Here is a 20,784-nt window from a genome sequence, read left to right on the forward strand (position 1 = left end):
ACGTCAGGAACGGACCCAGCTCAGCCCGTCGTCCGAGGCACGGAGGCCGCCCGGTTCGAGCGCCGCGCCTTCGCCGGACCTGGAACCGAGCAGAGCCCTGCCCTGCAGGCCGGCGCCGGCCTTGAGCATCCGGGTGAGGACGGTTCCGTTCGCGGCTCCGCCGGGCTTGTGCTCCACCGATTCGACGGTCGCGGCGAGGTCGTCGGCGGTGAGCCGGAGATCGTTCGAAGCGACGCCGCCCACCAGTTCCACGAAGGCCTCGACATCGTTCGAAGCGCTTTCGGAGACCTTGCGCGCCTGCCAGAAGTAGGAGTCCTCGGACTTGTTCATGTCGTAGAACCCGATGAGGAACTCGTGGAAAAGGCCGTACTCGCGCCGGTATCGCTTTTCGAACTCGGCGAAGGCCGCGTCCTCGTCGACCGTTCCGGCGAGGCAGCCGTTGATCGACCTGGCCGCGAGCAGACCGCCGTAGGTGGCCAGGTGCACGCCGGAGGAGAAGACGGGGTCGACGAAGCACGCCGAGTCGCCGACCAGCACCATGCCCGGGCCGGAGAAGCGGGAGTTGCAGTACGACCAGTCCTTGCGGACGCGGTACGAACCGTACGGCCCCTCGGTGATCCGCTTGGCGTCGCCGAGGATGTCCTTGATCCGCGGGCAGGCGTCGATGAACCGCCGCATCGCCTCGTCGGGGTCGCCCTGCACCAGTTCGGCGGAATCCTGGTGGACCACGGCGCCGACGCTGGTCAGATCCGGGCTCAGCGGGATGAACCAGAACCAGCCGTGCTCGAAGGCGACGCTGAAGATGTTGCCCGCGTTCGGCGCCGGAAGCCTCCCGGCGCCCTCGAAATAGGTGAAGAGCGCGAGGTTCCGGAAGAACGGCGAATAGTGGCGCTCGGCCCCGGACGCCTTGAAGAGACGGCTCGTGTTTCCCGAGGAGTCGACGACGTAGCGCGCGAACACCTCGTGCACCTTGCCGTCGGAATCCTTGTAGTGGACGCCGCGGACCCGGCCGGTTTCGTCGGTGATCGCCTTGACCACGGAGCTTTCCTCGCGGACCTCGACGCCGTGCTTGCGCGCGTTGCGCAGCAGGATGTCGTCGAACTTCATCCGCTCGACCTGGTACGCGAACGACGTCGGGCCGGGCATCTTGCTGGAGACCGCGAACTCGAAGGTCCACGGCTCCGGGCGCTTGCCCCATTTGAACGTGCCACCGCGTTTGACGGTGAAACCGGCTTCGGCGACCTCCTTCTCGACGCCGAGAATCGGGATCACGCCGTGGACCGTCGCGGGCAGCAGCGACTCGCCGATCTGGTAGCGGGGGAACTTTTCCTTCTCCAGCAGGAGAACCCGGTGTCCGGCCTTGCTCACGAGGGTGGACACGGTCGAACCGGCCGGCCCTCCTCCAACCACGATGACGTCGTACTGCGGCGAACTCACCGGTTCTCCACCTCTTTCCGTTCAGGGGACGGCCTGACCACCATCGTCGCTGGCGGCCAGGCCGGATCACGACTTCCGGATTGCCGATTGCGTTGAGAGGAAAGGCGAAACTGGCTTTCGCGACACGGCCACCGGTCTTGCGCAGGGGCCAGGTGGTCGTGAGTGGTAAGTGTCGTTAGAACGACACTTACCACTCACGACCACGGTGACTCAGGCCGCGGCGTTGAGGCCGAGCCGGTCGGCGGCGGCGCGGGCGGCGTCGATGTCGTCGTGCTCGAGGACCATGTGCGGGTCCTGCAGTTCGAACCAGCCGACGCCCGGCGCGCAGCGGTCGTAGCCGAGCAGTCGCCGCACCTCCTCCGGGTACGCCAGCACCTTTTCCTTCGGCACCGCGAGGTACTGGTTCTCCTCCTGCCGCAGGCTGCCGAGGTCCAGCGAGAGGGTCAGCCCGGTGCGCGGCTTGTCGGTGTCGTTGCGGCCACCGCTGTGGTAGGTGCCGCCCTGGAAGATCAGGCCCGATCCGGCGGGCATCGCGGCGGGCACGCACTCGGCGTAGCGCGGGGCGCGGGTGTCGTCCCAGAGGTGGCTGCCCGGGATGACCAGCGTGGCGCCGTTCTCCGCGGTGAAATCGCTCATCGCGAGCATGAGCTGCATCCGGATCACCGGGCCGGGGTGCGGGCGCAGGTACAGGGTGTCCTCGCGGTGCAGGGGCTGCTTGCCCTGGCCGGGGTCGATCTGGATCGCCTGGCTGGCGCTGATCTGGATGCTCGGCGTCATCTCGATCTGCGACCGGCCGATCCAGATCGGGACGGGCTTCTGGATCAGGCGGCGGGACGCGCCGAGGTAGAGCGGCTGGGTCACGATCGGCGTCAGCCGCGTGGTGCGCGCGAACAGCGAGGAGATGCGACGCGTGCGGTGGCCGTCGTAGCCGACCTCGCAGTAGTCGGAGTCCTGCAGATCGGGGCCGAGGTCCTCCCACAATCCCGCCAGTGTCTCGGAATCCGCGAAGTTCTCGATGATGATCGCGCCGTCGCGTTCCATGATCTCGGTGACGTGGTCGAGATCCGCGTCCGGACCCACATGCTGCAGCTCAGCCATGTTCATCGCCTTTCTGGTGCCGGGAGTCGCCGCCGGTCGACTTTGCCGATGGCGTTGCGCGGGAGCCGTTCCCGCAGGACCGTGAACAGGATCGGCGGCATGTCCCGCCCGAGCCGTTCACGCAGTGCCGTCCGCCAAGCCCGCGGCGGCCGTCCATCCGGTGCCGCGCCGGGCGCGGGCACCACATAGGCGACCAGCTGGGCCGCCAGGCCGTGGTGGTCGGTCTTGGCGACGACGGCGCATTCGACGATCGTCTCCTGCGCCGAAAGGGTCAGTTCGATGTCGGTGAGTTCGATGCGGTGGCCCGCCACCTTGACCTGGTTGTCACTGCGGCCGCGGAATTCCAGCGCGCCGTCGGCGCGACGGCGGGCGAGATCGCCCGTCCGATAGGTGCGGACGCCTTCGTCGAGCCCGGATTCCGTGCGCAGCGGCCGGAAGGCGGCGTCCCGGCCGGCGGCGGCGCCGGTGTACCCGGGGGAGACGTACGGGCTCAGCACGACGATCTCGCCGGTGACGCCGTCGGGGCAGGGCCGGTCGTGCTCGTCGACGACGAGGATCCGCCGTCCGGGGATGGCCCGCCCGATCGGGACGGCCTCGGTATCCGGCTCGGTGATCGGATGCCAGGTCGCCGCGATCGTCTCGGTCGGTCCGTAGAGGTTGACCAGCCGGGCGGCGGGCAACGCCGCGCGGAGCCCGCGCACGAGGTCGCCGGACACGGCTTCGCCCATGAGCACGAACTGCTCGAGTGACGTCAGCCTGGCGGCGAGGTCGTGTTTTTCGATCGCGCGCACGATCTCGGCGGCGAAGCTGGGGATCGTCTGGAGATGCGTGATCCCGTTGTCCCCCAGCCATTCGGCCAGTTTCACCGGATGCGCCCGGACGCCCTCCGGTACCGGGTGGACGGTCCCGCCCGCGACCAAGGTGGCGAAGAGTTCGATCAGCGCCGGGTCGTGTTCCGGCGTGACCCATTGCGCGACCCGTGATCCCGGGCCGATACCGAACTCCGCGGCGAACCAGGTGGTGAACTGCGCGAACGCGGCGTGCGTCTGCGGCACGCCCTTGGGCACGCCGGTCGACCCGGAGGTGTGCGCGACGTAGGCCCGGCCTGATGGGTCCACTGTAGACGGTGCTGCGAGCCCTTCGGTGCCGAGCCCGCCGGCGTCGACGAGCTTGCCGCCGCACTCGTCCCGGTACCACGACGCCAGCGCGTCGTCCGTGCCGTCGCCGTCGATCAGCAGGTACGCCGGGCGGAGATCACCGAGGATCACCCGGCCCCGCTCGCCGAGGTCGCCGGTGCCGAGCCAGGACAGGTGCGCGCCGGCGCCGAGCACGCCGAGCAGCGCCGCGATCCGCGTCTCGCCCTGCGGCAGGCGGACCGCGACCGCTTCGTCGGTGCCACCGAGGGCGGCGGTCACCGCGGCGGCGCGGTCCACCAGTTCCCGGTAGGACAGATTCCCGCCCTCCCAGTGGATCGCCGTGGCCTCCGGGGTCCGGTCGGCGTGGGCGCGGACGAGCTCGTGGACCAGTTCGGACACCATTTCGCCCGCTCTCAGCCGATCGAAAGGGAACTAGGGGTACGCGGCACGTCGCAGTCGGCGTTGTAGTCGTCGAGCAGCCGCTGCGCCTCTTCGGTGGCCTGCCGGAACCGTTCGGCCGGAACGGCGTCCCGGACGAGCACGTCCTCCAGCGCCTGCGTCATCGCCGCGTTCACACCGGCCGACGGGCCGATGACGGGTCCGCGCGCGGCGGCCGAGCCGTCGCCGGAGCGGAGCTGCTCGGTGCCCGCGCGCTGGTACGGGTGCTCGGCGAACCAGCCCTGGTCCGCCAGCAGGAGGTCCGCGGTCCCGGTGACCGGCACGAAACCGTGCGCGCGATGCCAGGCGGCGGCGTTGACCGGATTGGCGAGATACTGCAGGAAGGCCAGCGCGCCGTCCCGGGTGACCGGGTCGATGTCCCTGGCGAGCCACAGGGAATCACCGGAGACCGGATTCCCGGCGTAAGGCGCGTTCTCGTTGCGCGGCATCGGGCCGACGCCGACCTCGAAACCCTGGCCGCGTCCCGTCCGCACGAGATCCCACGCCGCCTTCGACGAGTCGACGACGAACGCCGTCCGGCCGCTCGCGAACGCCTGGAAGTTCCCCATCCAGTCGCCCTGGGTCCCGGTGTAGTGGTAGAGCCCGTCCTTGTGCAGGCGGCGGCACCAGTCCACCCACGCCAGCATCTCCGGCGAGTCCAGTTCGACCCGGTTCGCGCGGCCGTCGCGGCCGTTCCCGTTGTCGGCGAACACCCCGCCCTGGGCGGAGACGGCCTGCTGGACCAGCCAGCCGTGGATCGGCCAGGTGATCGAACCGGGGCCGATCTTCTGGCAGGCGGCCGCGATTTCGGCCCAGGTGCGCGGAATCTCGGTGATTCCCGCCGCGCGCAAAAGATCCATGTTGGCGTACAACAGGAATGTGGTCACGCTGAACGGCTGGGACAGGAGCTCTCCGCCGCGCCCGGTGTAGGCCTCGCGCAAGGCCGGTTCGAGGTCGTTCAGCACGACCGGTTCGCCGAGGATCTCCTCGCGTCCGGCGACCGCGCGTTCCACCGAGGTGAACATCGGCAGGCCATCCCGGTCGAGCGTGTCGAGGGCGAGCCTGCTCGCGCTGGCGTAATAGCCGGCCACGTCGGGTGGTTCGGCGGCGCGGGCGACCTCCTCCGCCATCGCGGGGAAGGGATGCCCGGTCACCTCGATCAGGTAGTCCGGGTGCGCCCGGCCGAATTCCTCGGCTCGATCCCGGACGGGATCGAGGAACGGCCTGCCGTCGTAGGTCTGGAACGGGTAGTCCGCGAACCAGACGCGCACGACGACGCGGCCGTCCGGCGTTCTGCGGATCGGGCGCATGTATCCCTCCAAGTGCGATTACGCTGCCGCTCCAGCACATACGTTCTCACCTGTTCGGGGCTACTTTTCCTTTGCGGACCAGGCCGGACGGAGCCGCAAGTCTGAAGGTGCGGGCGGCCGGACGACGCGCCCATAGTGGGGGAGTGACTATGGATACAGCTGCCCCCCGAGCCGCCGGGCGCCGCGAGTGGATAGGCCTCGCCGTCCTGGCCTTGCCGACCATGCTCGTTTCGCTGGACATCAGCGTCCTCTTCCTCGCGCTCCCGCATCTGGCCGCCGATCTCGGCGCCAGCGCCACGGAACAGCTGTGGATCACCGACATCTACGGGTTCCTGATCGCCGGTTTCCTGGTCACCATGGGCACCCTCGGTGACCGCATCGGCAGGCGCAAGCTCCTGCTGATCGGCGCGACCGGGTTCGGTGCCGCGTCGGTGCTCGCCGCCTTCTCCGGCAGCCCCGAGATGCTGATCGTGTCCAGGGCGATCCTCGGTTTCGCCGGCGCGACCCTGCTGCCGTCGACGCTGGCCTTGATCAGCACGATGTTCCAGGTGCCGCGGCAGATGGGCGTCGCGATGGCCATCTGGGGGACGGCCTTCATGGCGGGCGTCGCGCTCGGCCCGGTCGTCGGCGGCATCCTGCTTTCGGTCTTCTGGTGGGGTTCGGTGTTCCTGATGGCCGTGCCGCTGCTGGCGATCCTGCTGATCGCCGGACCGCTGCTGCTACCGGAAAGCCGCGCACCGGAGTCGGGACGGATCGACCTGGGCAGCGTGGCGTTGTCGCTGCTGGCGATCCTGCCGCTGGTGTACGGCCTGAAGGAGCTGACCAGGACGGGCGCGGGTGTCGTGCTGCCGATCGTCGCCATCGTGATCGGCGCGACCGCCGCGACCCTGTTCGTGCTGCGCCAGCGCAGGCTCGAAGATCCCTTGCTCGACCTCAAACTCTTCCGCAACCGCCAGCTGAGCGCGGCGGTGCTGATCGGGCTGATCGTGGGCGCCGTCCAGAGCGGCACCGGGCTGTACATCGCGCTGTATCTGCAGACGGTCGAGGGATTCGGCCCGCTGCAGGCCGGGCTGTGGCTGCTCGTCCCGAACGCGGCGCTCGTCATCGGCATCAACGTCTCGCCGAAGCTCGCCCAGCGCTTCCGGCCGGGCTACGTGCTCGCCGCCGGGCTCGCGGTCTCGGCGGTGGGGCAATTCCTGCTGACCCAAGTGGACAGTGCCGACGGGCTGGCGCTGCTCGTGATCGGCGTGAGCGTCGGCTACCTCGGGGTCGGGCCGGCTTCCGCGCTCTTGAACCACCTCGTGATGGATTCGACCCCGCCGGAGAAGGCGGGCTCCGCGGCGTCGCTTTCGGCGACCGGTGGCGAATTGGGCGTCGCGGGCGGGATCGCCGTGTTCGGCAGCATCGGCGCGGCCGTGTACGGCAGCACCCTGCTCATCCCGGACGGCGTTCCCGCGCCGGCCGCGGGTGCCGCGGAAGAAAGCATCAGCGGTGCCGTCACGGTCGCGGGCGAGCTGGAGCCCGCCGTCGGGGCTTCGCTGCTCGATTCCGCGCGCGAAGCCTTCACCAGCGGCCTGACGACCATCGCCGGGCTGAGCGTCTTCCTCTTCCTCGCGCTGGGGGCGCTCGCCGCCTTCCTGCTTCGGAACGTCCGGCCCGTCGAACACGAAGAGGCGGGGACCGAAACGGGGGACGAGGTGGAGGCGGGCCAGTCGCCCGACTCGGTGCCGACCCGCGGCTGAGCCGACGGCGACAGCACGACCAAGTGGGCACGGTATCGCGGGTGAAGTCTGCCCGGACCAAGGAACGGCCGGTCGAACGGCCAAGGGTGGAGGCGAATCCGGATGGGGCAACTGATCGGAGACCGGGCCGTCGTGCTCGGCGCTGGCATGGCTGGATTGCTGACGGCGCGGGTGCTGTCGGAGTCCTACCGGAGTGTCGTCATCGTCGACCGGGACGAGGTCGAGGGAGTCGAGGGGGCCCGCCGCGGTGTGCCCCAGGGGCGGCACGCGCACGCGTTGCTCGCCAAGGGACAGCAGATCCTGCAGGAGCTCTTTCCCGGTCTGGACGGTGAATTGGCCGCGTCCAACGTGCCCGCCGGCGACCTCGCGGGTGATCTCCGCTGGTACTTCAACGGGCAGCGGCTGGCTCCGGCGCGGTCCGGGCTGATGAGCGTCTCCTCGACCCGCCCGGTGCTGGAGCTCCACGTGCGCACCCGGGTCGCGGCGCTGCCCCAGGTCAGCTTCAAGACGCCGTTCGCCGTGCGCGGCCTGCGCACCGGCGGCCAGGGCCGGATCATCGGGGTGACGATCGCCGGCGATGACGGCGAGATCGAGGAACTCGCCGCCGATCTCGTGGTGGACGCGACCGGCCGCGGCTCACGGTCGCCGGTCTGGTTGAAGGAGCTGGGTTTCGCCCCGCCCGAAGAGGACCGCATCGTCATCAACCTCGCGTACACGACCCGGCGGTTCCTGCTGAACTCCGACCCGTACGGCGCGGACCTCTCGATCAACCCGGTGGCCTCGCTCGACAACCCGCGCGGCGGGTTCTTCCCGAAGCTCCACGACGGCAGCTCGATGCTGTCGCTGACCGGGATGCTCGGCGACCACCCGCCCACCGACCCCGAAGGGTTCCTCGCCTTCGCGAAAACCCTTGCCGCGCCCGAGATCTACGAAGCCGTCAAGCACGCGGAACCACTGGACGACCCGGTCACCTTCAAGTACCCGGCCAGCGTGCGGCGCCGCTACGAGCGGCTGGTCGACTTCCCGCGCGGGTTCCTGGTGATCGGCGACGGCGTGTGCAGCTTCAACCCCGTCTACGGGCAGGGGATGACGGTCGCCGCGCTGGAGGCGACGGTGCTGCGGGAGCAGCTCGCCCAGGGGATCGAGCCGGACGCGATCCAGTTCTTCCGCGCGATCGCGCCGCTGATCGACTCCCCGTGGGACATCTCGGCGGGCGGTGACCTCAACTTCCCCGGTGTGGAAGGGCCGCGCACGCTGAAGGTCCGTATGGGCAACGCGTTCATGGGCAAGCTGCACACCGCCGCGACGCGCGATCCCCGGGTCACCGAGGCCTTCTTCCGGGTCGCCGGTCTGGTGGATCCCCCGCAGGCGCTGATGCGTCCGTCGATGATTCTCCGTGTCCTTCGCAATTCCAAGCCGGCCGCCGATACCGGGCGGCTGCCCGTCTCCGAGCAGGTACACGTCGAAAGTGGGAGCAGAAATGACCAGTGAGAACGTCAGCGCAGCCGGTCGGATCGAGGCGATCTGGAAGGACGTGCTGGACGTCCAGGAGATCCGCCAGGAGGACACGTTCTTCGAATTGGGCGGGCAGTCGGTCACCGCGGTCTTCGTCGTCGAGCGGATCGAGGCGGAGTTCGGTGTCTCCCTCGACATCGGCGACCTCTTCGAGGACCCGGATCTCGCCACGTTCACCCAGGACGTGCTTTCCCGCAGCCGTAAAGCGGCGTGACGGCATGCCGCTGCGAAGGCTGCCCAACGGGTGGGAAATCGCGCAGGTCGATCCGGGCGAGGCCGCGTTCCTCTACCGGGAGATCTTCGTCGAGCGGTCCTATCTCCGTGACGGGTTCCCGAATCCCACGCCGGAAGTGATCTTCGACATCGGGGCCAACATCGGCATGGCTTCGATGTTCTTCGCGCAGACCTTTCCGGACGCGTTCATCGTCGCGGCGGAACCCGCGCCGGAGCCGTTCGCCGCGCTGACGGAGAACTTCCGCAGGCACGTGCGCGGCGGGGTCACGCACAACGTCGCGCTGGCCGACCGGGAGGGCACGCGGCGGCTCGGCTACTACCCGAACGCCACTGCCGAGTCGGGGTTCTACGCCGACCAGGACAGCGAGACGGAACTCGCGCGCCGTCTCCTGGTGGAGCGGGGGCTTTCCCCGGCTCAGGCCGAGGCGGTCGCCGAGTCCCGGCACAAGCTGTCCTACATCGACTGCCGGACGACCACGGTGTCCGCGCTGATCCGCGAGCACGCGGTCGACCACGTCGATCTGCTGAAGATCGACGTGGAGAAGAGCGAGATCGAAGTACTGGCGGGGATCGAGGAGCCGGACTGGGGCCGCATCCGCAACGTCGTCATGGAGATCCACGACTTCGACGATCGGCTGCATCAGGTCCTGACCCTGTTGAAGGAACGCGGTTTCACCTGCGAGACGGAGCAGGAGACCGAGCTTTCGGCGTCCGACATCTTCATGATCTACGCGACGAAACCGGTCTGAGTCTCCGCCGCAAACGTGGAGACGTCCCGGCGGGTGCTCCTGTCCGAGGATAGAGCAGGAATGCTTGTGCGACAACAGTTCTGACACGGAAAGGGAACACGATGCGGGTGATGTTCTGTGTTTTCCCCGCACCGGCGCATTTCCTGCCGCTGGTCTCCTACGCCTGGGCGCTCCAGGCGGCGGGACACGAGGTGCGCATCGCCGCGCCGTCGGGGCAGGACACCGGGATCACCTCGGTCGATTTCGACCGGGTGGTCACGGCCACCGGGTTGATCCCGGCGGTGTGCGGGGAGCCGGAGCCGCTCGCGGTGCACGACCGCGGCCATCCCGGCTGGCTGGACCTGCTGCCGACCGAAGCGGAGACCGCGCGGTTCTCCAAGGTGCTCGACCTCGACGCCGCCGGCCTCCACGTCTGGGAGATGTTCCACTGCTTCCAGGTGCTCGCGGCTCGTGACTACCATCCGCCGAAGCCCCGGCAGGACGTGCTGGCGCTGGTGGACTTCGCCGTCGAGTGGCGGCCGGATCTGGTGCTGTGGGATCCGTGGCTCCCGGGCGGTGCCGTGGCGGCGCGGGTTTCCGGCGCGGCGCACGCACGGGTGCTGAACGCCCCCGACTACTCCGGTTTCGTGCTCGACCGGATCGCGCGGCGGCGGGCCGAAGGCGTCGACGTGCCGGAGGACCCGCTGACCGCGACCGTCCGCCCGCTCGCCGAGCACTTCGGCCTCACCCTGGACGAGGAGCTGCTGCTCGGCCAGTGGACGGTCGATCCCTTCCCCGACGGTCTGCGGCTGCCGAGCCGGGTCCCGTCGGTGTCGGTGCGCAACGTGCCGTTCAACGGCGCGGCACCGGCGCCGGACTGGCTGCACACTCCCTCCGATCGGCCGAGGATCGGCCTGTCACTGGGGGTTTCGGTCCGCAAGTTCATGAAGGGCGACTGGGGCCGGACGGCGAAGCTGCTCGACGCCGTCGCCGATCTCGACGTCGACGTGATCGCCACCCTCGACAAGAACCAGCTCGCCGACCGCCCGGCAGGTGTGCCGTCGAACGTCCGCACCGTGGACTACATCCCGCTCAACCAGTTGCTGCCGACCTGTGCCGCGCTGATCCATCACGGCTCGACCGGCACCTTCGCCTCGGCGACGGCGTTCGGGGTGCCGCAACTGATCTGCGACACCGATGAGCCCGTCCGGTGCTACGGGAAACCCACCGAAGACGGGATCGAATGGCGGTTCGACTGCCAGAAGCAGCTCACCGCCACCGAGACCGCCGAGGTGGTCACCCGGCACGGCGCCGGTTTCCGCATCGATCACCAGAAGCAGAGCGCGGAGGAGATCCGGGATCGCGTCCGCCGCGTGCTCGAGGAGCCGTCCCACGCCGAAGGCGCGGCGGCTCTGCGGCGGGGCTGGCTGGCCACGCCCGGGCCGACGGAGATCGTCGGCGTCCTGGAACGGCTGACCGCCGAGAACCGCGCCTGAGACGAGAGGAAGCGACATGAGGATCCTGGTGACCGGAGGGGCCGGATTCATCGGCTCGGAGTTCGTCCGCGCGGCGTTGCGCGGCGAACTGCCGGGGCTTTCCGAGGCCGAGATCACCGTCTTCGACAAACTGACCTATTCGGGGAATCTGGCCAATCTCGCTCCGGTCGCCGAAGCGGCGGGATACCGGTTCGTCCGCGGGGACACCGCCGATCCGCATGCGGTGGACGAGATCGTCGCCGGGCACGACGCCATCGTGCACTTCGCCGCCGAGACCCACGTCGACCGTTCGATCGTGAGCGCGGCGCAGTTCGTGCAGACCAACGTCGCCGGGACCCAGCTGCTGCTGGAGGCCGCGCAGCGGCACGGCGTCGGCCGGTTCGTGCACGTCTCGACCGACGAGGTCTACGGCTCGATCGACTCGGGCTCGTGGACCGAGCAGTCACCGCTGGACCCGAATGTCCCTTACGCCGCCGCGAAAGCCGGTTCGGACCTGCTGGCGCTGGCGTTCCACCGCACCCGCGGGCTGGACGTCGTCGTCACCCGGTGCACGAACAACTACGGGCATTACCAGTACCCGGAGAAGGTGATCCCGTTGTTCATCACCAATCTCCTCGACGGGAAGTCCATCCCGCTCTACGGCGACGGGCGCAACGTCCGTGACTGGCTGCACGTCTCGGACCACTGCCGCGCGCTCGCGATGGTGCTGAACAGCGGCCGCGCCGGCGAGGTCTACCACATCGGCGGCGGTACCGAACTCGACAACAACGGCTTGGTCGAGCGGCTGCTCGAGGCCTGCGGCGCGGGCTGGGACCGGGTGCGGCACGTGCCGGACCGGCTCGGGCACGACCGTCGCTATTCCCTGGACATCACCAAGATCCGCGACGAACTCGGTTACGAGCCGCGAGTCCGGTTCGAGGACGGCCTCGCGACGACGATCGAGTGGTACCGCGACAACCGCAGCTGGTGGGAGCCGCTGAAGGCCGACGCCACCGTCACCAGGGCGGCGTGATGGAGCCGAAGATGATCAACGTCTTCCAGCCGTCGCTGGGGGACGACGAACTGGCCGCCGTCGGCGAGGTGTTCAAGACCTCCTGGATCGGGCGCGGTACCAAGGTCGCGGAGTTCGAAGAGGCTTGGGCGGCGCACCTCGGCGTCGGACGTTCGCACGTCACCTCGACGAATTCGTGCACCGAGGCGACCTTCCTCGCGATGGAACTGTTCGGTATCGGTCCCGGCGACGAAGTGGTGCTGCCGACGGTGAACTTCGTCGGCGCGGCCAACGCCGTCGCCGCGCACGGTGCCCGGCCGGTCTTCTGCGACGTCGACCCCGAGCTGCTGAACCCGACGGTGGAGGACATCGAACGCTGCCTGACCCCGAAGACCCGCGGCGTCCTGCTGCTGCACTACGGCGGACGGCCGGGACATATCGTGGAGATCGCGAAGCTGTGCCAGGAGCGCGGAATCTGGCTCATGGAGGACGCGGCCAACGCGCAATCGTCCTCTGTGGACGGTAAGGCGGTCGGGACCTTCGGCGACATCTCGGCGTGGAGCTTCGACTGGGGCAAGATCGCGGTCGCGCTGGACGGCGGGATCCTGTACGCGAAGGACCCCGCGGTCACGGCCGAGGCGGCGAAACGCGCGTACCTGGGAATGGCGCAGTCGAGCGGTTTCTCCGAGGCGCACCGGACACAGACGAGGTGGTGGGAGTTCGAGGTCTCCTCGTTCTCCCGGCGGTCGATCATGAACGACGTCCAGGCGGCCGTCGGAACCACGCAGCTCGCCAAGCTCCGCGACTTCGTCAAGCGCCGGCGGCTGATCGCGGAGTTCTACGATTCCGCGATCGCCGAGGTGCCGGGGCTCCGCACGCCGCCGCCGCTGCCGGACGGGCACGAGAGCTCGTACTACATCTACTGGGTGCAGATGGATCCGGCGATCCGCGACGCCGTGGCACGGCAACTGTTCGACGAGGGGATCTACACCACGTTCCGCTATCAGTTGCTGCACAAGGTCGACGCCTACGGTTCGGACGCCGTGCTGCCCTCGGCCGAGAAGGCCGCGGCCTCGACCCTGTGCCTGCCGATCCACCAGGCGCTGAGCGACAGCGATATCGGGCGGGTCGTCGACACGCTCGCACGGGCCGTGCGGGACCGGACTCACGGCTGACCCGATCCGAGAACAGGGAGCGAACATGACATACGGGCACGATCACGTCGAACTGTACGACCTGGTTTTCCGCAGCCGGGGCAAGGATTTCGGGGCCGAGGCCGAGGAACTGGCCGCGTTGATCCGTGACCGCAAGCCGGGCGCCGCGACGCTGCTCGACGTGGCCTGCGGGACCGGTGCCCACCTCGAACGGCTCGCCGGGCTGTTCGACGAGGTCGAAGGGGTGGAGATCGCGCCGGCGATGCGGGAGTTCGCGCAGCTGCGGTTGCCGGACATCGACATCCACCCCGGTGACATGCGGGACTTCGACCTCGGGAAGAAGTACGACTCGCTGATCTGCATCGGCAACGCGGTCGCCTGCATGCTGTCGAGCCACGACCTGGACAAGGCCGTCGCGCGGATGGCGGAGCACCTCGACCACGGCGGCGTGCTCGTGGTCGAGCCCTGGTGGTTCCCGGAGAACTTCATCGACGGCTACGTCGGCGGGCACGTGGTGCGCGAGGACCGCCGGGTCGTCTCCCGGCTGACCAGGTCGGTGCGCGAGGGACTGACCACGCGGATGGAGATCCGGTTCACCGTCTCGGAACCCGAAGGCATGCGGGCCTGGACCGACGAGCTGGTGACCAGTCTGTTCACGCGCGAGGAGTACGAGCTCGCCTTCGAACGGGCGGGCTGCACGGTCGAGTTCCTCTCGGACCCGCTTCAGCTGTCGGACGGCCGGGCCAACGCGCCGGGGCTGTTCGTCGGCGTGCGCAAGTAAGCAGGGCTTCGCACCCCAAGCCCGGGGTGAAGGGCGGGCGGTTTCAACTGGTTGTTGCAAGTAGTGCTTTGTCGAGTGCTTGTGCTGGTGTGAGGAGGCCGAGTGTAGGGCGTGGTCGGGTGTTGAGGCGTAGGGCGATCGCGTCGCAGTGGGTTTGGGTGAGGTGGCGCAGGTCTGAGCTTTTGGGCCAGTACTGGCGTAGCAGGCCGTTGGTGTTCTCGTTGCTGCCGCGTTCCCAGGGGCTGTGTGGGTTGCAGAAGTAGACCTGCAGGCCGGTGTCCAGGGTGAACTGGGCGTGCTGGGCCATTTCGTTGCCCTGGTCCCAGGTCAGCGACCGTTTCAGTTCGGTGGGCAGGGTAGTGATCATGCTGGTGAGCAGTTCCCGGACTTCGACGGCCTTGTGTGTGTCGGGCAGGGGGGCCAGCAACACGAATCGGGAGTGGCGTTCGACCAGGGTGATGACCGCGCCCTGGCCGACTGCCCCGAGGATCAGATCGCCTTCCCAGTGCCCGGGCACTGCCCGGTCGGCGGCCTCGGCGGGGCGTTCACTGATCGGGGTCATCCCGGTTATCCGGCCCTGGCGGCGGCTGGAGGTGCTGGTGCGTGACCGGCGCTGGTCACGGCCTGACCGCAGGTGCTCGGTGAGTTCGTTGCGCAGTTCACCACGAGTCTGGATGAACAGTGACAGGTAGATCGTCTCGTGACTCACCCGCATAGCCTGATCGTCGGGGAACAGCGTCGGCAACATCAGGGAGATCAGCCGGGGTGACCAGTCTGCTTCCAGCAGACCGGTCACCACCGCCGCCAACTCACCGGCCAGCAGATGGGCTTTCGGGCGCCGGCCGCGTTCGACGGCCAGGCGCTGGGCTCGGTCGGCCCGATAACGGCGAGGCCGGCCAGTGACCTTGCTTCCGGGCCTGGAACACCGCGGCCCACCACCGCGGCGTACTTCTCGTGAAATCGTCGAGGGTGACTTACCCAGAACCTTCGCCACCGCGTCCTGGGTAAGACCTTGATCCAGACCATTCTGGATCTTCTCCCGCTCCTCGCGCGTCAACCGGGCTCCTGGCATGACGACCTCCCTATCAGCCGCCACTACTTGCAACAACCGATTGAGACCGCCGCGCTTTCCCCGCGTCGGATGCGGGGAAAGTCCCCTTCACCCCGCCCGTCAACCCCCTTTCGCCCCGGCCGCGCCCGACGCGCGACCGGGGCGAAACCGTGTCCTGACAAGGAAAAACTCACGCAACGCTAGAGAAGACCCACGGCGAGTCCCGGTGCGACCGTAGTGGTGAGGGCGCCGGAGAGACCAGGCGGCGACACCGCGGCGACCATGCGGGACCCGAGCGACGAAAGGTGAACACAAGTGACGACAGCAGAGACTGCGGTGCCTGTGCAGATCGACGGGGAGACGCTCGACATCCCGGGTGTGCGCAAGATCGCCGAGGACGGCAGCCCGGTCGAGGTCACGTCGGAGGCACTGGCCAAGGCGACCAAGAGCCGCCGCGTTTTCGAGGACATCGCCCGCCAGGACATCCCGATCTACGGGGTGACCACCGGCTACGGCGAGATGATCTACATGCTGGTCTCCACGGCCAAGGAGACCGAGCTGCAGACCAACCTGGTGCGCAGCCACAGCGCGGGTGTCGGTCCGCTGTTCGCGGAGGACGAGTCCCGCGCCATCGTCACGGCGCGCCTGAACGCACTGGCCCGCGGTTACTCCGCCGTCCGCCCCGAGGTGCTGGAGCGGCTCGCCCTGTACCTGAACGAGGGCATCGTCCCCGCCATCCCGGAGATCGGCTCGCTGGGCGCGAGCGGTGACCTGGCGCCGCTTTCGCATGTGGCGACCACCCTGATCGGCGAGGGCTACGTGCTCGGCCCGAACGGCAAGGTCCCCACCGGCCGGGTGCTGCGCGAGCGCGGTATCGAGCCGCTGAGCCTGAAGTTCAAGGAAGGCCTCGCGCTGATCAACGGCACGTCGGCGATGACCGGGGTCGGCTCGCTCGTCCTCGACCGCGCCTTCGCGCAGCTGCGCCAGGCCGAGATCGTGACGGCGCTGATCGTCGAGGCGCTGCAGGGGTCGAAGAGCCCGTTCCTCGCCGAGGGACACGACCTGGCCCGCCCGCACCCCGGCCAGATCGACACCGCGGCCAACATGCGCGCGCTGACCAGCGGCAGCAAGCTGACCGTCGAGCACGCCCGGCTGCGCGACCAGGTCGCCGCCGGCGCGGACGAGACCGGTGACGGGGTCGCCCGCACCCAGGTGTACCTCCAGAAGGCGTACTCGCTGCGGGCCATCCCGCAGGTGCTGGGCGCGGTGCGCAGCACGCTGAACCACGCCGCGGACACCGTGCGCGTCGAGCTGAACTCCTCGAACGACAACCCGTTGTTCTTCGAGGGCCAGGAGATCTTCCACGGCGCGAACTTCCACGGCCAGCCGGTCGCGTTCGTCATGGACTACACGACGATCGCGCTGACCCAGCTCGGCGTGCTCTCCGAGCGGCGGACCAACCGGGTGCTCAACCGGCACCTCAACTACGGTCTGCCGGAGTTCCTCGTGGCCGGCGATCCCGGCCTCAACAGCGGTTTCGCCGGCGCGCAGTACCCGGCGACGGCGCTGGTGGCGGAGAACCGCACGATCGCCCCGGCCAGCACGCAGAGCGTGCCGTCCAACGGCGACAACCAGGACGTGGTCAGCATGGGCCTGATCGCCACCCGCAACGCGCGCCGCGTGCTGGCCAACAACCAGTACATCCTGGCCGTGGAGTTCCTGGCGGCCGCGCAGGCGGTCGACATCTCCGGGCGGCGCGACGGGCTCAGCCCGGCTTCGCTGGCCACCTACGAGAAGGTGCGCGAGCTGGTGCCGACGCTGGACCAGGACCGCTACATGGCCGACGACATCGAGGCCGTCGCCGCCGCGCTGGCGCGGGGCGAATTCCTCGAAGCGGTCGAGTCCGCGGGCGTCGAACTGCGCTGAGCCGGTCCCGGTGGTCGTGACTGGCGTTTCGGGTTCTAAGCCGAAACGCCACTCACGACCCGCGCTTGACCAGGGCCGAAGGCTCCTTTCACCGCATTAGACGCGGCGAAGGGAGCCTTCATCCCACCATCGACCCGCCCGAGAACACGCCACGTTCGACGTTCGGCTCAATAGAACCCGAAACGCCACTCACGACCCGGGTGACCCAGGGCACGACCGGAGTGGCCGGAGGCACGCCGCGCGGGCAGAATCGCCGCCATGGCGCTGCCCTTCGGACCTCCGGTCGCCCCGATGCTCGCGAGGCCGCTGACCGCGATCCCCGAGGGCTGCTTCTACGAGCCCAAATGGGACGGCTACCGCACGATCGTGTTCCGCGACGGGGACGACGTGGAGATCGGCAGCCGGGGCGAGCGGCCGATGACCCGGTACTTCCCGGATCTCGTCGAGGCCGCGCGCCGTCAGCTACCCGAGCGTTGTGTGGTCGACGGCGAGGCGGTCGTGTTCGCCGAGGACGGTCAGGGATTGGACTTTTTCGCCCTGCAGCAACGGGTTCACCCGGCGGCCAGCCGCGTGAAGCAGCTCAGTGAGGACACACCGGTGTCCTTCGTGGCCTTCGATCTGCTCGCCCTCGGCGACCTCGACCTCCGTGAAGAACCGTTCGAGATCCGCCGCGCCCGGTTGGAAGAGGCGCTCGCCGACGCGGGGCCGCCGGTCCACGTGACCCCGGCGACCAGGGACATCGACCAGGCGCGCCGGTGGTTCGCCGAATTCGAGGGCGCCGGCATCGACGGCATCATCGCGAAGGACCCGAATCAGCCTTATCAGCCCGGCAAACGGGTGCAGGCCAAGATCAAGCACGTCCGCACCGCGGACTGTGTCGTCGCCGGCTACCGGGTGCACAAATCGGGCCCGGACCGGATCGGTTCGCTGTTGCTGGCGTTGTACGACGACATCGGCGCGTGGGCGGGTTTCGAACGGTGGGTGACCCTCGTCGACGGCCTGGCCCCGGTCGGCGTCTCGGCCGCGTTCAGCATGGCCCGGCGCGAGGAATTGTTCGAAGAACTCCAGCCGCTCGTCACGGATTTCGACCGGCATCCCTGGGGATGGATGGCCGACACCATCGAGGAACGCAAACGACTCGGCCAGGGCGCGAGCCGGTGGAACCGCGAGAAGGACCCGACGTTCGTGCCGCTGCGGCCCGAACGAGTGGTGGAGGTCCGGTACGACTACCTCGAAGGCGTCCGGTTCCGGCACCCGGTCCAGTTCGTCCGCTGGCGCCCGGACCGCGATCCGGAATCCTGCCGGTACTCCCAGTTGGAAAGGCCCGTCCGGGTCGATCTCGATCGGGTGATCGGGGCGAATCGTCCGATACGGCACGAATAGAGAAGTCCCGAATCCCCGTTCACGGCATAGTTGCCTGGCGACTATAAACTGGATTGGGGATAATAGTGAGTGGCACCAAACGAACGAACTCGTCCTCGGCCGGCGAGGAGATCCGCGTATCGGGCGCACGTGTCCACAACCTGAAGGACGTCACCCTGTCCGTGCCGACCGGGAAGATCACGGTCTTCACCGGTGTCTCCGGCTCCGGCAAGTCGTCCGTGGTGTTCGACACCATCGGTGTGGAGGCCCAGCGCCAGCTGTACAGCACGTTCCCCTGGTTCATCCGCAATCAGCTGCCGCGGTACGAGCGGCCCGCGGTGGACGCGGTGGAGCGGCTCGGCACGCCGGTGCTCGTCGACCAGAAACCCCTCGGTGGCAGCGCGCGTTCGACGGTCGGCACGATCACCGACATCCTTCCCGTGCTGCGCACCCTGTTCGCCCGGCACGCCGACCCCGAACACGGGCGGCCTTCGCAGTACTCGTTCAACAACCCGCAGGGCATGTGCCCGGACTGCGACGGGCTCGGCAAATCCGTGCGGCTCGACCTCGACCGGATGCTCGACACCTCCAAGTCCCTCAACGACGGCGCGGTGCTGTTCCCCGAGTACAAGGTCGGTGGCCCGGACTTCCAGATCTGGGCGAATTCCGGGATGTACGACCCGGACAAGCCGCTCAAGCGGTTCACCAAGAAGGAAATGGAAGACTTCCTGCACGGCACCGGCGGAAAGGTCACGGTCAAGACCAAGAACACCTCCTTCGCCACGAATTACGAGGGTCTCGAAGACCGGTTCACCCGGCTCTACCTCAAGCGCGACATCAGCACGCTGAGCGAGCGCAAGCGGGAGACCGTCAAGCAGTTCGTCACCGACGGCGAATGCGCCTCGTGTGGCGGCACCCGGCTCAACGCGGCCGCGCTGGCCACCAAGATCCAGCGCAAGAACATCGCCGAATGGGCCGCGCTGCAGGTGGACGAGCTGATCGAACTGCTCGGGAAGCTCACCGGCGCGACGGTGAAGGCCATCGCGGACAACGCGCGGGTCGGCCTGGAGCGGATGGCCGCCATCGGTCTCGGCTACCTGACCCTCGACCGGCAGACCTCCACCCTCTCCGGTGGTGAGGCGCAGCGCCTGAAGCTGGTCCGTCACCTCGGCAGCGACCTGACCGGCATGCTCTACATCTTCGACGAGCCGAGCACCGGCCTGCACCCGCACGACGTCGGCAGGCTCACCGCGCTGCTGAAGGCGTTGAGCGACCGCGGGAACACCGTCCTCGTCGTCGAGCACGACCCGGACGTCATCGCGATCGCCGACCACGTCGTGGACCTCGGTCCCGGCGCGGGTGTGCACGGTGGCGAGGTCGTCTTCGAGGGCACGGTCGCCGCGCTGCGCAAGTCGTCGACGGCCACCGGCAAGGCGCTGAGCGCGCCCACGAAGCTCAACACGACGCCGCGCACCCCCACGGGCAAGCTCCCGGTGAAGAAGGCCGCGCTGCACAACCTGAAGAACGTGTCGGTGGAGTTCCCGGCCGGGGTGCTCACCGCGGTCACCGGCGTCGCCGGATCCGGCAAGTCGACGCTCGTCGAGCAGGTCTTCCTCGCCGAGTACCCGGACGCGATCTTCGTGGACCAGAAGCCGATTTCGGCCTCGCTGCGGTCCACGCCGGCGACGTTCATCGGCGTGATGGACGGCATCCGGAAGCTGTTCGCCAAGGCGGGCAAGGTTTCGGAAGGCCTGTTCAGCTTCAACTCCAAGGGCGCCTGCGAGGAGTGCGAGGGCCGCGGGGTCATCATCACCGAACTCGCGTACATGGACCCGGTGACGAGCGAATGCGAGAGCTGTGGCGGCCGCCGGTTCACCGACGCGGTGCTCGAACACGAGCTGCGCGGCAAGTCGATCGCCGACGTGCTGGAGATGCCGATCTCCGAAGCGGCCGAGTTCTTCACCGAGCCCGCGCTGGCGCCGAAGCTGAAGGCGCTGGTCGAGGTCGGCCTCGGCTACCTGAGCCTCGGCCAGTCGCTCAGCACGCTCTCCGGCGGTGAGCGCCAGCGGCTCAAGCTGGCGAACGAACTGCACCGCGAGGGTTCGGTGTTCGTGCTCGACGAGCCGACCACCGGCCTGCACCTGTCCGATGTGGACACGTTGATGGGGATTCTCGGTACGCTGGTCGAAAAGAACAACACGGTCATCGTGATCGAGCACAACCTCGACGTGATCCGCCAGGCCGACTGGATCATCGACCTCGGCCCGGAGGGCGGGACCGCCGGCGGCGAGATCGTCTTCACCGGCAAGCCCGCGGATCTGGTGAAGCACGGCACCTCGCTGACCGGACAGCACCTCAAGCGGCACTGCGGTTGATCGGAGGCGG

Annotated in this window: 16 protein-coding genes; 11 read left to right on the top strand and 5 right to left on the bottom strand. The window is 68.7% G+C overall.

Annotated features, from left to right (window positions below; translation table 11 throughout):
* Nucleotides 1-3: 3 nt before the first annotated feature.
* The 4 genes from BLW75_RS37555 to BLW75_RS37570 form a co-directional block, all read right to left on the bottom strand.
* Entirely contained in the window at nt 4-1,437 is a 1,434-nt protein-coding gene (locus tag BLW75_RS37555) for a tryptophan 7-halogenase (RefSeq protein WP_034324483.1), read from the bottom strand.
* A 210-nt stretch (nt 1,438-1,647) separates the two neighbouring features.
* Complete coding sequence (locus BLW75_RS37560; RefSeq protein ID WP_091599191.1) at nt 1,648-2,535, bottom strand: phytanoyl-CoA dioxygenase family protein; 888 nt, start codon at nt 2,533-2,535, stop codon at nt 1,648-1,650.
* Nucleotides 2,536-2,537: 2 nt separating this feature from the next.
* Nucleotides 2,538-4,073, bottom strand: coding sequence for an amino acid adenylation domain-containing protein (locus BLW75_RS37565; protein WP_034324481.1), 1,536 nt, complete (start codon nt 4,071-4,073; stop codon nt 2,538-2,540).
* A gap of 11 nt (nt 4,074-4,084) precedes the next feature.
* Entirely contained in the window at nt 4,085-5,419 is a 1,335-nt protein-coding gene (locus BLW75_RS37570) for an extracellular solute-binding protein (protein ID WP_198935867.1), read from the bottom strand.
* Between the two features lie 149 nt (nt 5,420-5,568).
* Between BLW75_RS37570 and BLW75_RS37575 the strand changes: the two genes are divergently transcribed.
* The 8 genes from BLW75_RS37575 to BLW75_RS37610 all read left to right on the top strand — a co-directional run bounded on the left by BLW75_RS37575 (nt 5,569) and on the right by BLW75_RS37610 (nt 14,060).
* A complete protein-coding gene (locus tag BLW75_RS37575; RefSeq protein WP_034324478.1) occupies nt 5,569-7,161 on the top strand; it encodes an MFS transporter in 1,593 nt (530 codons plus the stop codon).
* 102 nt (nt 7,162-7,263) lie between these two features.
* The gene (locus BLW75_RS37580; protein WP_034324476.1) at nt 7,264-8,652 is read left to right on the top strand and encodes an FAD-dependent monooxygenase; all 1,389 of its coding nucleotides are present in this window, start codon (nt 7,264-7,266) and stop codon (nt 8,650-8,652) included.
* Nucleotides 8,642-8,890 (top strand): phosphopantetheine-binding protein, encoded by a 249-nt coding sequence (locus BLW75_RS37585; RefSeq protein ID WP_034324473.1) that lies wholly within the window; start codon nt 8,642-8,644, stop codon nt 8,888-8,890. The genes BLW75_RS37580 and BLW75_RS37585 overlap by 11 nt, the downstream gene beginning before the upstream one ends.
* A 4-nt stretch (nt 8,891-8,894) precedes the next feature.
* A complete protein-coding gene (locus BLW75_RS37590; RefSeq protein ID WP_034324471.1) occupies nt 8,895-9,659 on the top strand; it encodes an FkbM family methyltransferase in 765 nt (254 codons plus the stop codon).
* A gap of 110 nt (nt 9,660-9,769) precedes the next feature.
* The gene (locus BLW75_RS37595; protein ID WP_198935866.1) at nt 9,770-11,134 is read left to right on the top strand and encodes a nucleotide disphospho-sugar-binding domain-containing protein; all 1,365 of its coding nucleotides are present in this window, start codon (nt 9,770-9,772) and stop codon (nt 11,132-11,134) included.
* 16 nt (nt 11,135-11,150) lie between these two features.
* Nucleotides 11,151-12,146 carry a dTDP-glucose 4,6-dehydratase gene (rfbB, locus tag BLW75_RS37600; protein ID WP_034324466.1) on the top strand — a complete coding sequence of 332 codons (996 nt, stop codon included), beginning with the start codon at nt 11,151-11,153 and terminating at the stop codon, nt 12,144-12,146.
* Between the two features lie 11 nt (nt 12,147-12,157).
* Nucleotides 12,158-13,300, top strand: a complete 1,143-nt coding sequence (locus BLW75_RS37605) for a DegT/DnrJ/EryC1/StrS aminotransferase family protein (RefSeq protein ID WP_034324495.1) — start codon at nt 12,158-12,160, stop codon at nt 13,298-13,300.
* Nucleotides 13,301-13,325: 25 nt separating this feature from the next.
* Nucleotides 13,326-14,060, top strand: coding sequence for a class I SAM-dependent methyltransferase (locus BLW75_RS37610; RefSeq protein ID WP_034324463.1), 735 nt, complete (start codon nt 13,326-13,328; stop codon nt 14,058-14,060).
* A 43-nt stretch (nt 14,061-14,103) separates the two neighbouring features.
* Here BLW75_RS37610 and BLW75_RS37615 read toward each other — a convergent pair whose 3' ends face one another.
* On the bottom strand, nt 14,104-15,132 hold the full coding sequence (locus tag BLW75_RS37615; RefSeq protein ID WP_091596790.1) for an IS30 family transposase: 1,029 nt from the start codon (nt 15,130-15,132) through the stop codon (nt 14,104-14,106).
* A gap of 294 nt (nt 15,133-15,426) precedes the next feature.
* Here BLW75_RS37615 and cmdF point away from each other — a divergent pair, with 294 nt between their 5' ends.
* From cmdF to BLW75_RS37630, 3 genes are all read left to right on the top strand, one after another.
* Nucleotides 15,427-17,037, top strand: a complete 1,611-nt coding sequence (gene cmdF, locus BLW75_RS37620) for a tyrosine 2,3-aminomutase (RefSeq protein WP_034321446.1) — start codon at nt 15,427-15,429, stop codon at nt 17,035-17,037.
* 258 nt (nt 17,038-17,295) lie between these two features.
* Nucleotides 17,296-18,420 carry an ATP-dependent DNA ligase gene (locus BLW75_RS37625; protein ID WP_034321445.1) on the top strand — a complete coding sequence of 375 codons (1,125 nt, stop codon included), beginning with the start codon at nt 17,296-17,298 and terminating at the stop codon, nt 18,418-18,420.
* Nucleotides 18,421-18,485: 65 nt separating this feature from the next.
* On the top strand, nt 18,486-20,774 hold the full coding sequence (locus BLW75_RS37630; protein ID WP_091599194.1) for an ATP-binding cassette domain-containing protein: 2,289 nt from the start codon (nt 18,486-18,488) through the stop codon (nt 20,772-20,774).
* Nucleotides 20,775-20,784: the final 10 nt, after the last annotated feature.

This window comes from Amycolatopsis lurida, assembly GCF_900105055.1.
GTDB lineage: Bacteria > Actinomycetota > Actinomycetes > Mycobacteriales > Pseudonocardiaceae > Amycolatopsis > Amycolatopsis lurida.

What these genes read in the sequence shown, in the direction of transcription:
- BLW75_RS37560 (WP_091599191.1), bottom strand. Translation starts at nt 2,535, where the DNA reads ATGGCTGAGCTGCAGCATGTGGGTCCGGACGCGGATCTCGACCACGTC.
- BLW75_RS37565 (WP_034324481.1), bottom strand. Translation starts at nt 4,073, where the DNA reads ATGGTGTCCGAACTGGTCCACGAGCTCGTCCGCGCCCACGCCGACCGG.
- BLW75_RS37570 (WP_198935867.1), bottom strand. Translation starts at nt 5,419, where the DNA reads ATGCGCCCGATCCGCAGAACGCCGGACGGCCGCGTCGTCGTGCGCGTC.
- BLW75_RS37575 (WP_034324478.1), top strand. Translation starts at nt 5,569, where the DNA reads ATGGATACAGCTGCCCCCCGAGCCGCCGGGCGCCGCGAGTGGATAGGC.
- BLW75_RS37580 (WP_034324476.1), top strand. Translation starts at nt 7,264, where the DNA reads ATGGGGCAACTGATCGGAGACCGGGCCGTCGTGCTCGGCGCTGGCATG.
- BLW75_RS37585 (WP_034324473.1), top strand. Translation starts at nt 8,642, where the DNA reads ATGACCAGTGAGAACGTCAGCGCAGCCGGTCGGATCGAGGCGATCTGG.
- BLW75_RS37590 (WP_034324471.1), top strand. Translation starts at nt 8,895, where the DNA reads ATGCCGCTGCGAAGGCTGCCCAACGGGTGGGAAATCGCGCAGGTCGAT.
- BLW75_RS37595 (WP_198935866.1), top strand. Translation starts at nt 9,770, where the DNA reads ATGTTCTGTGTTTTCCCCGCACCGGCGCATTTCCTGCCGCTGGTCTCC.
- rfbB (WP_034324466.1), top strand. Translation starts at nt 11,151, where the DNA reads ATGAGGATCCTGGTGACCGGAGGGGCCGGATTCATCGGCTCGGAGTTC.
- BLW75_RS37605 (WP_034324495.1), top strand. Translation starts at nt 12,158, where the DNA reads ATGATCAACGTCTTCCAGCCGTCGCTGGGGGACGACGAACTGGCCGCC.
- BLW75_RS37610 (WP_034324463.1), top strand. Translation starts at nt 13,326, where the DNA reads ATGACATACGGGCACGATCACGTCGAACTGTACGACCTGGTTTTCCGC.
- BLW75_RS37615 (WP_091596790.1), bottom strand. Translation starts at nt 15,132, where the DNA reads ATGCCAGGAGCCCGGTTGACGCGCGAGGAGCGGGAGAAGATCCAGAAT.
- BLW75_RS37625 (WP_034321445.1), top strand. Translation starts at nt 17,296, where the DNA reads ATGGCGCTGCCCTTCGGACCTCCGGTCGCCCCGATGCTCGCGAGGCCG.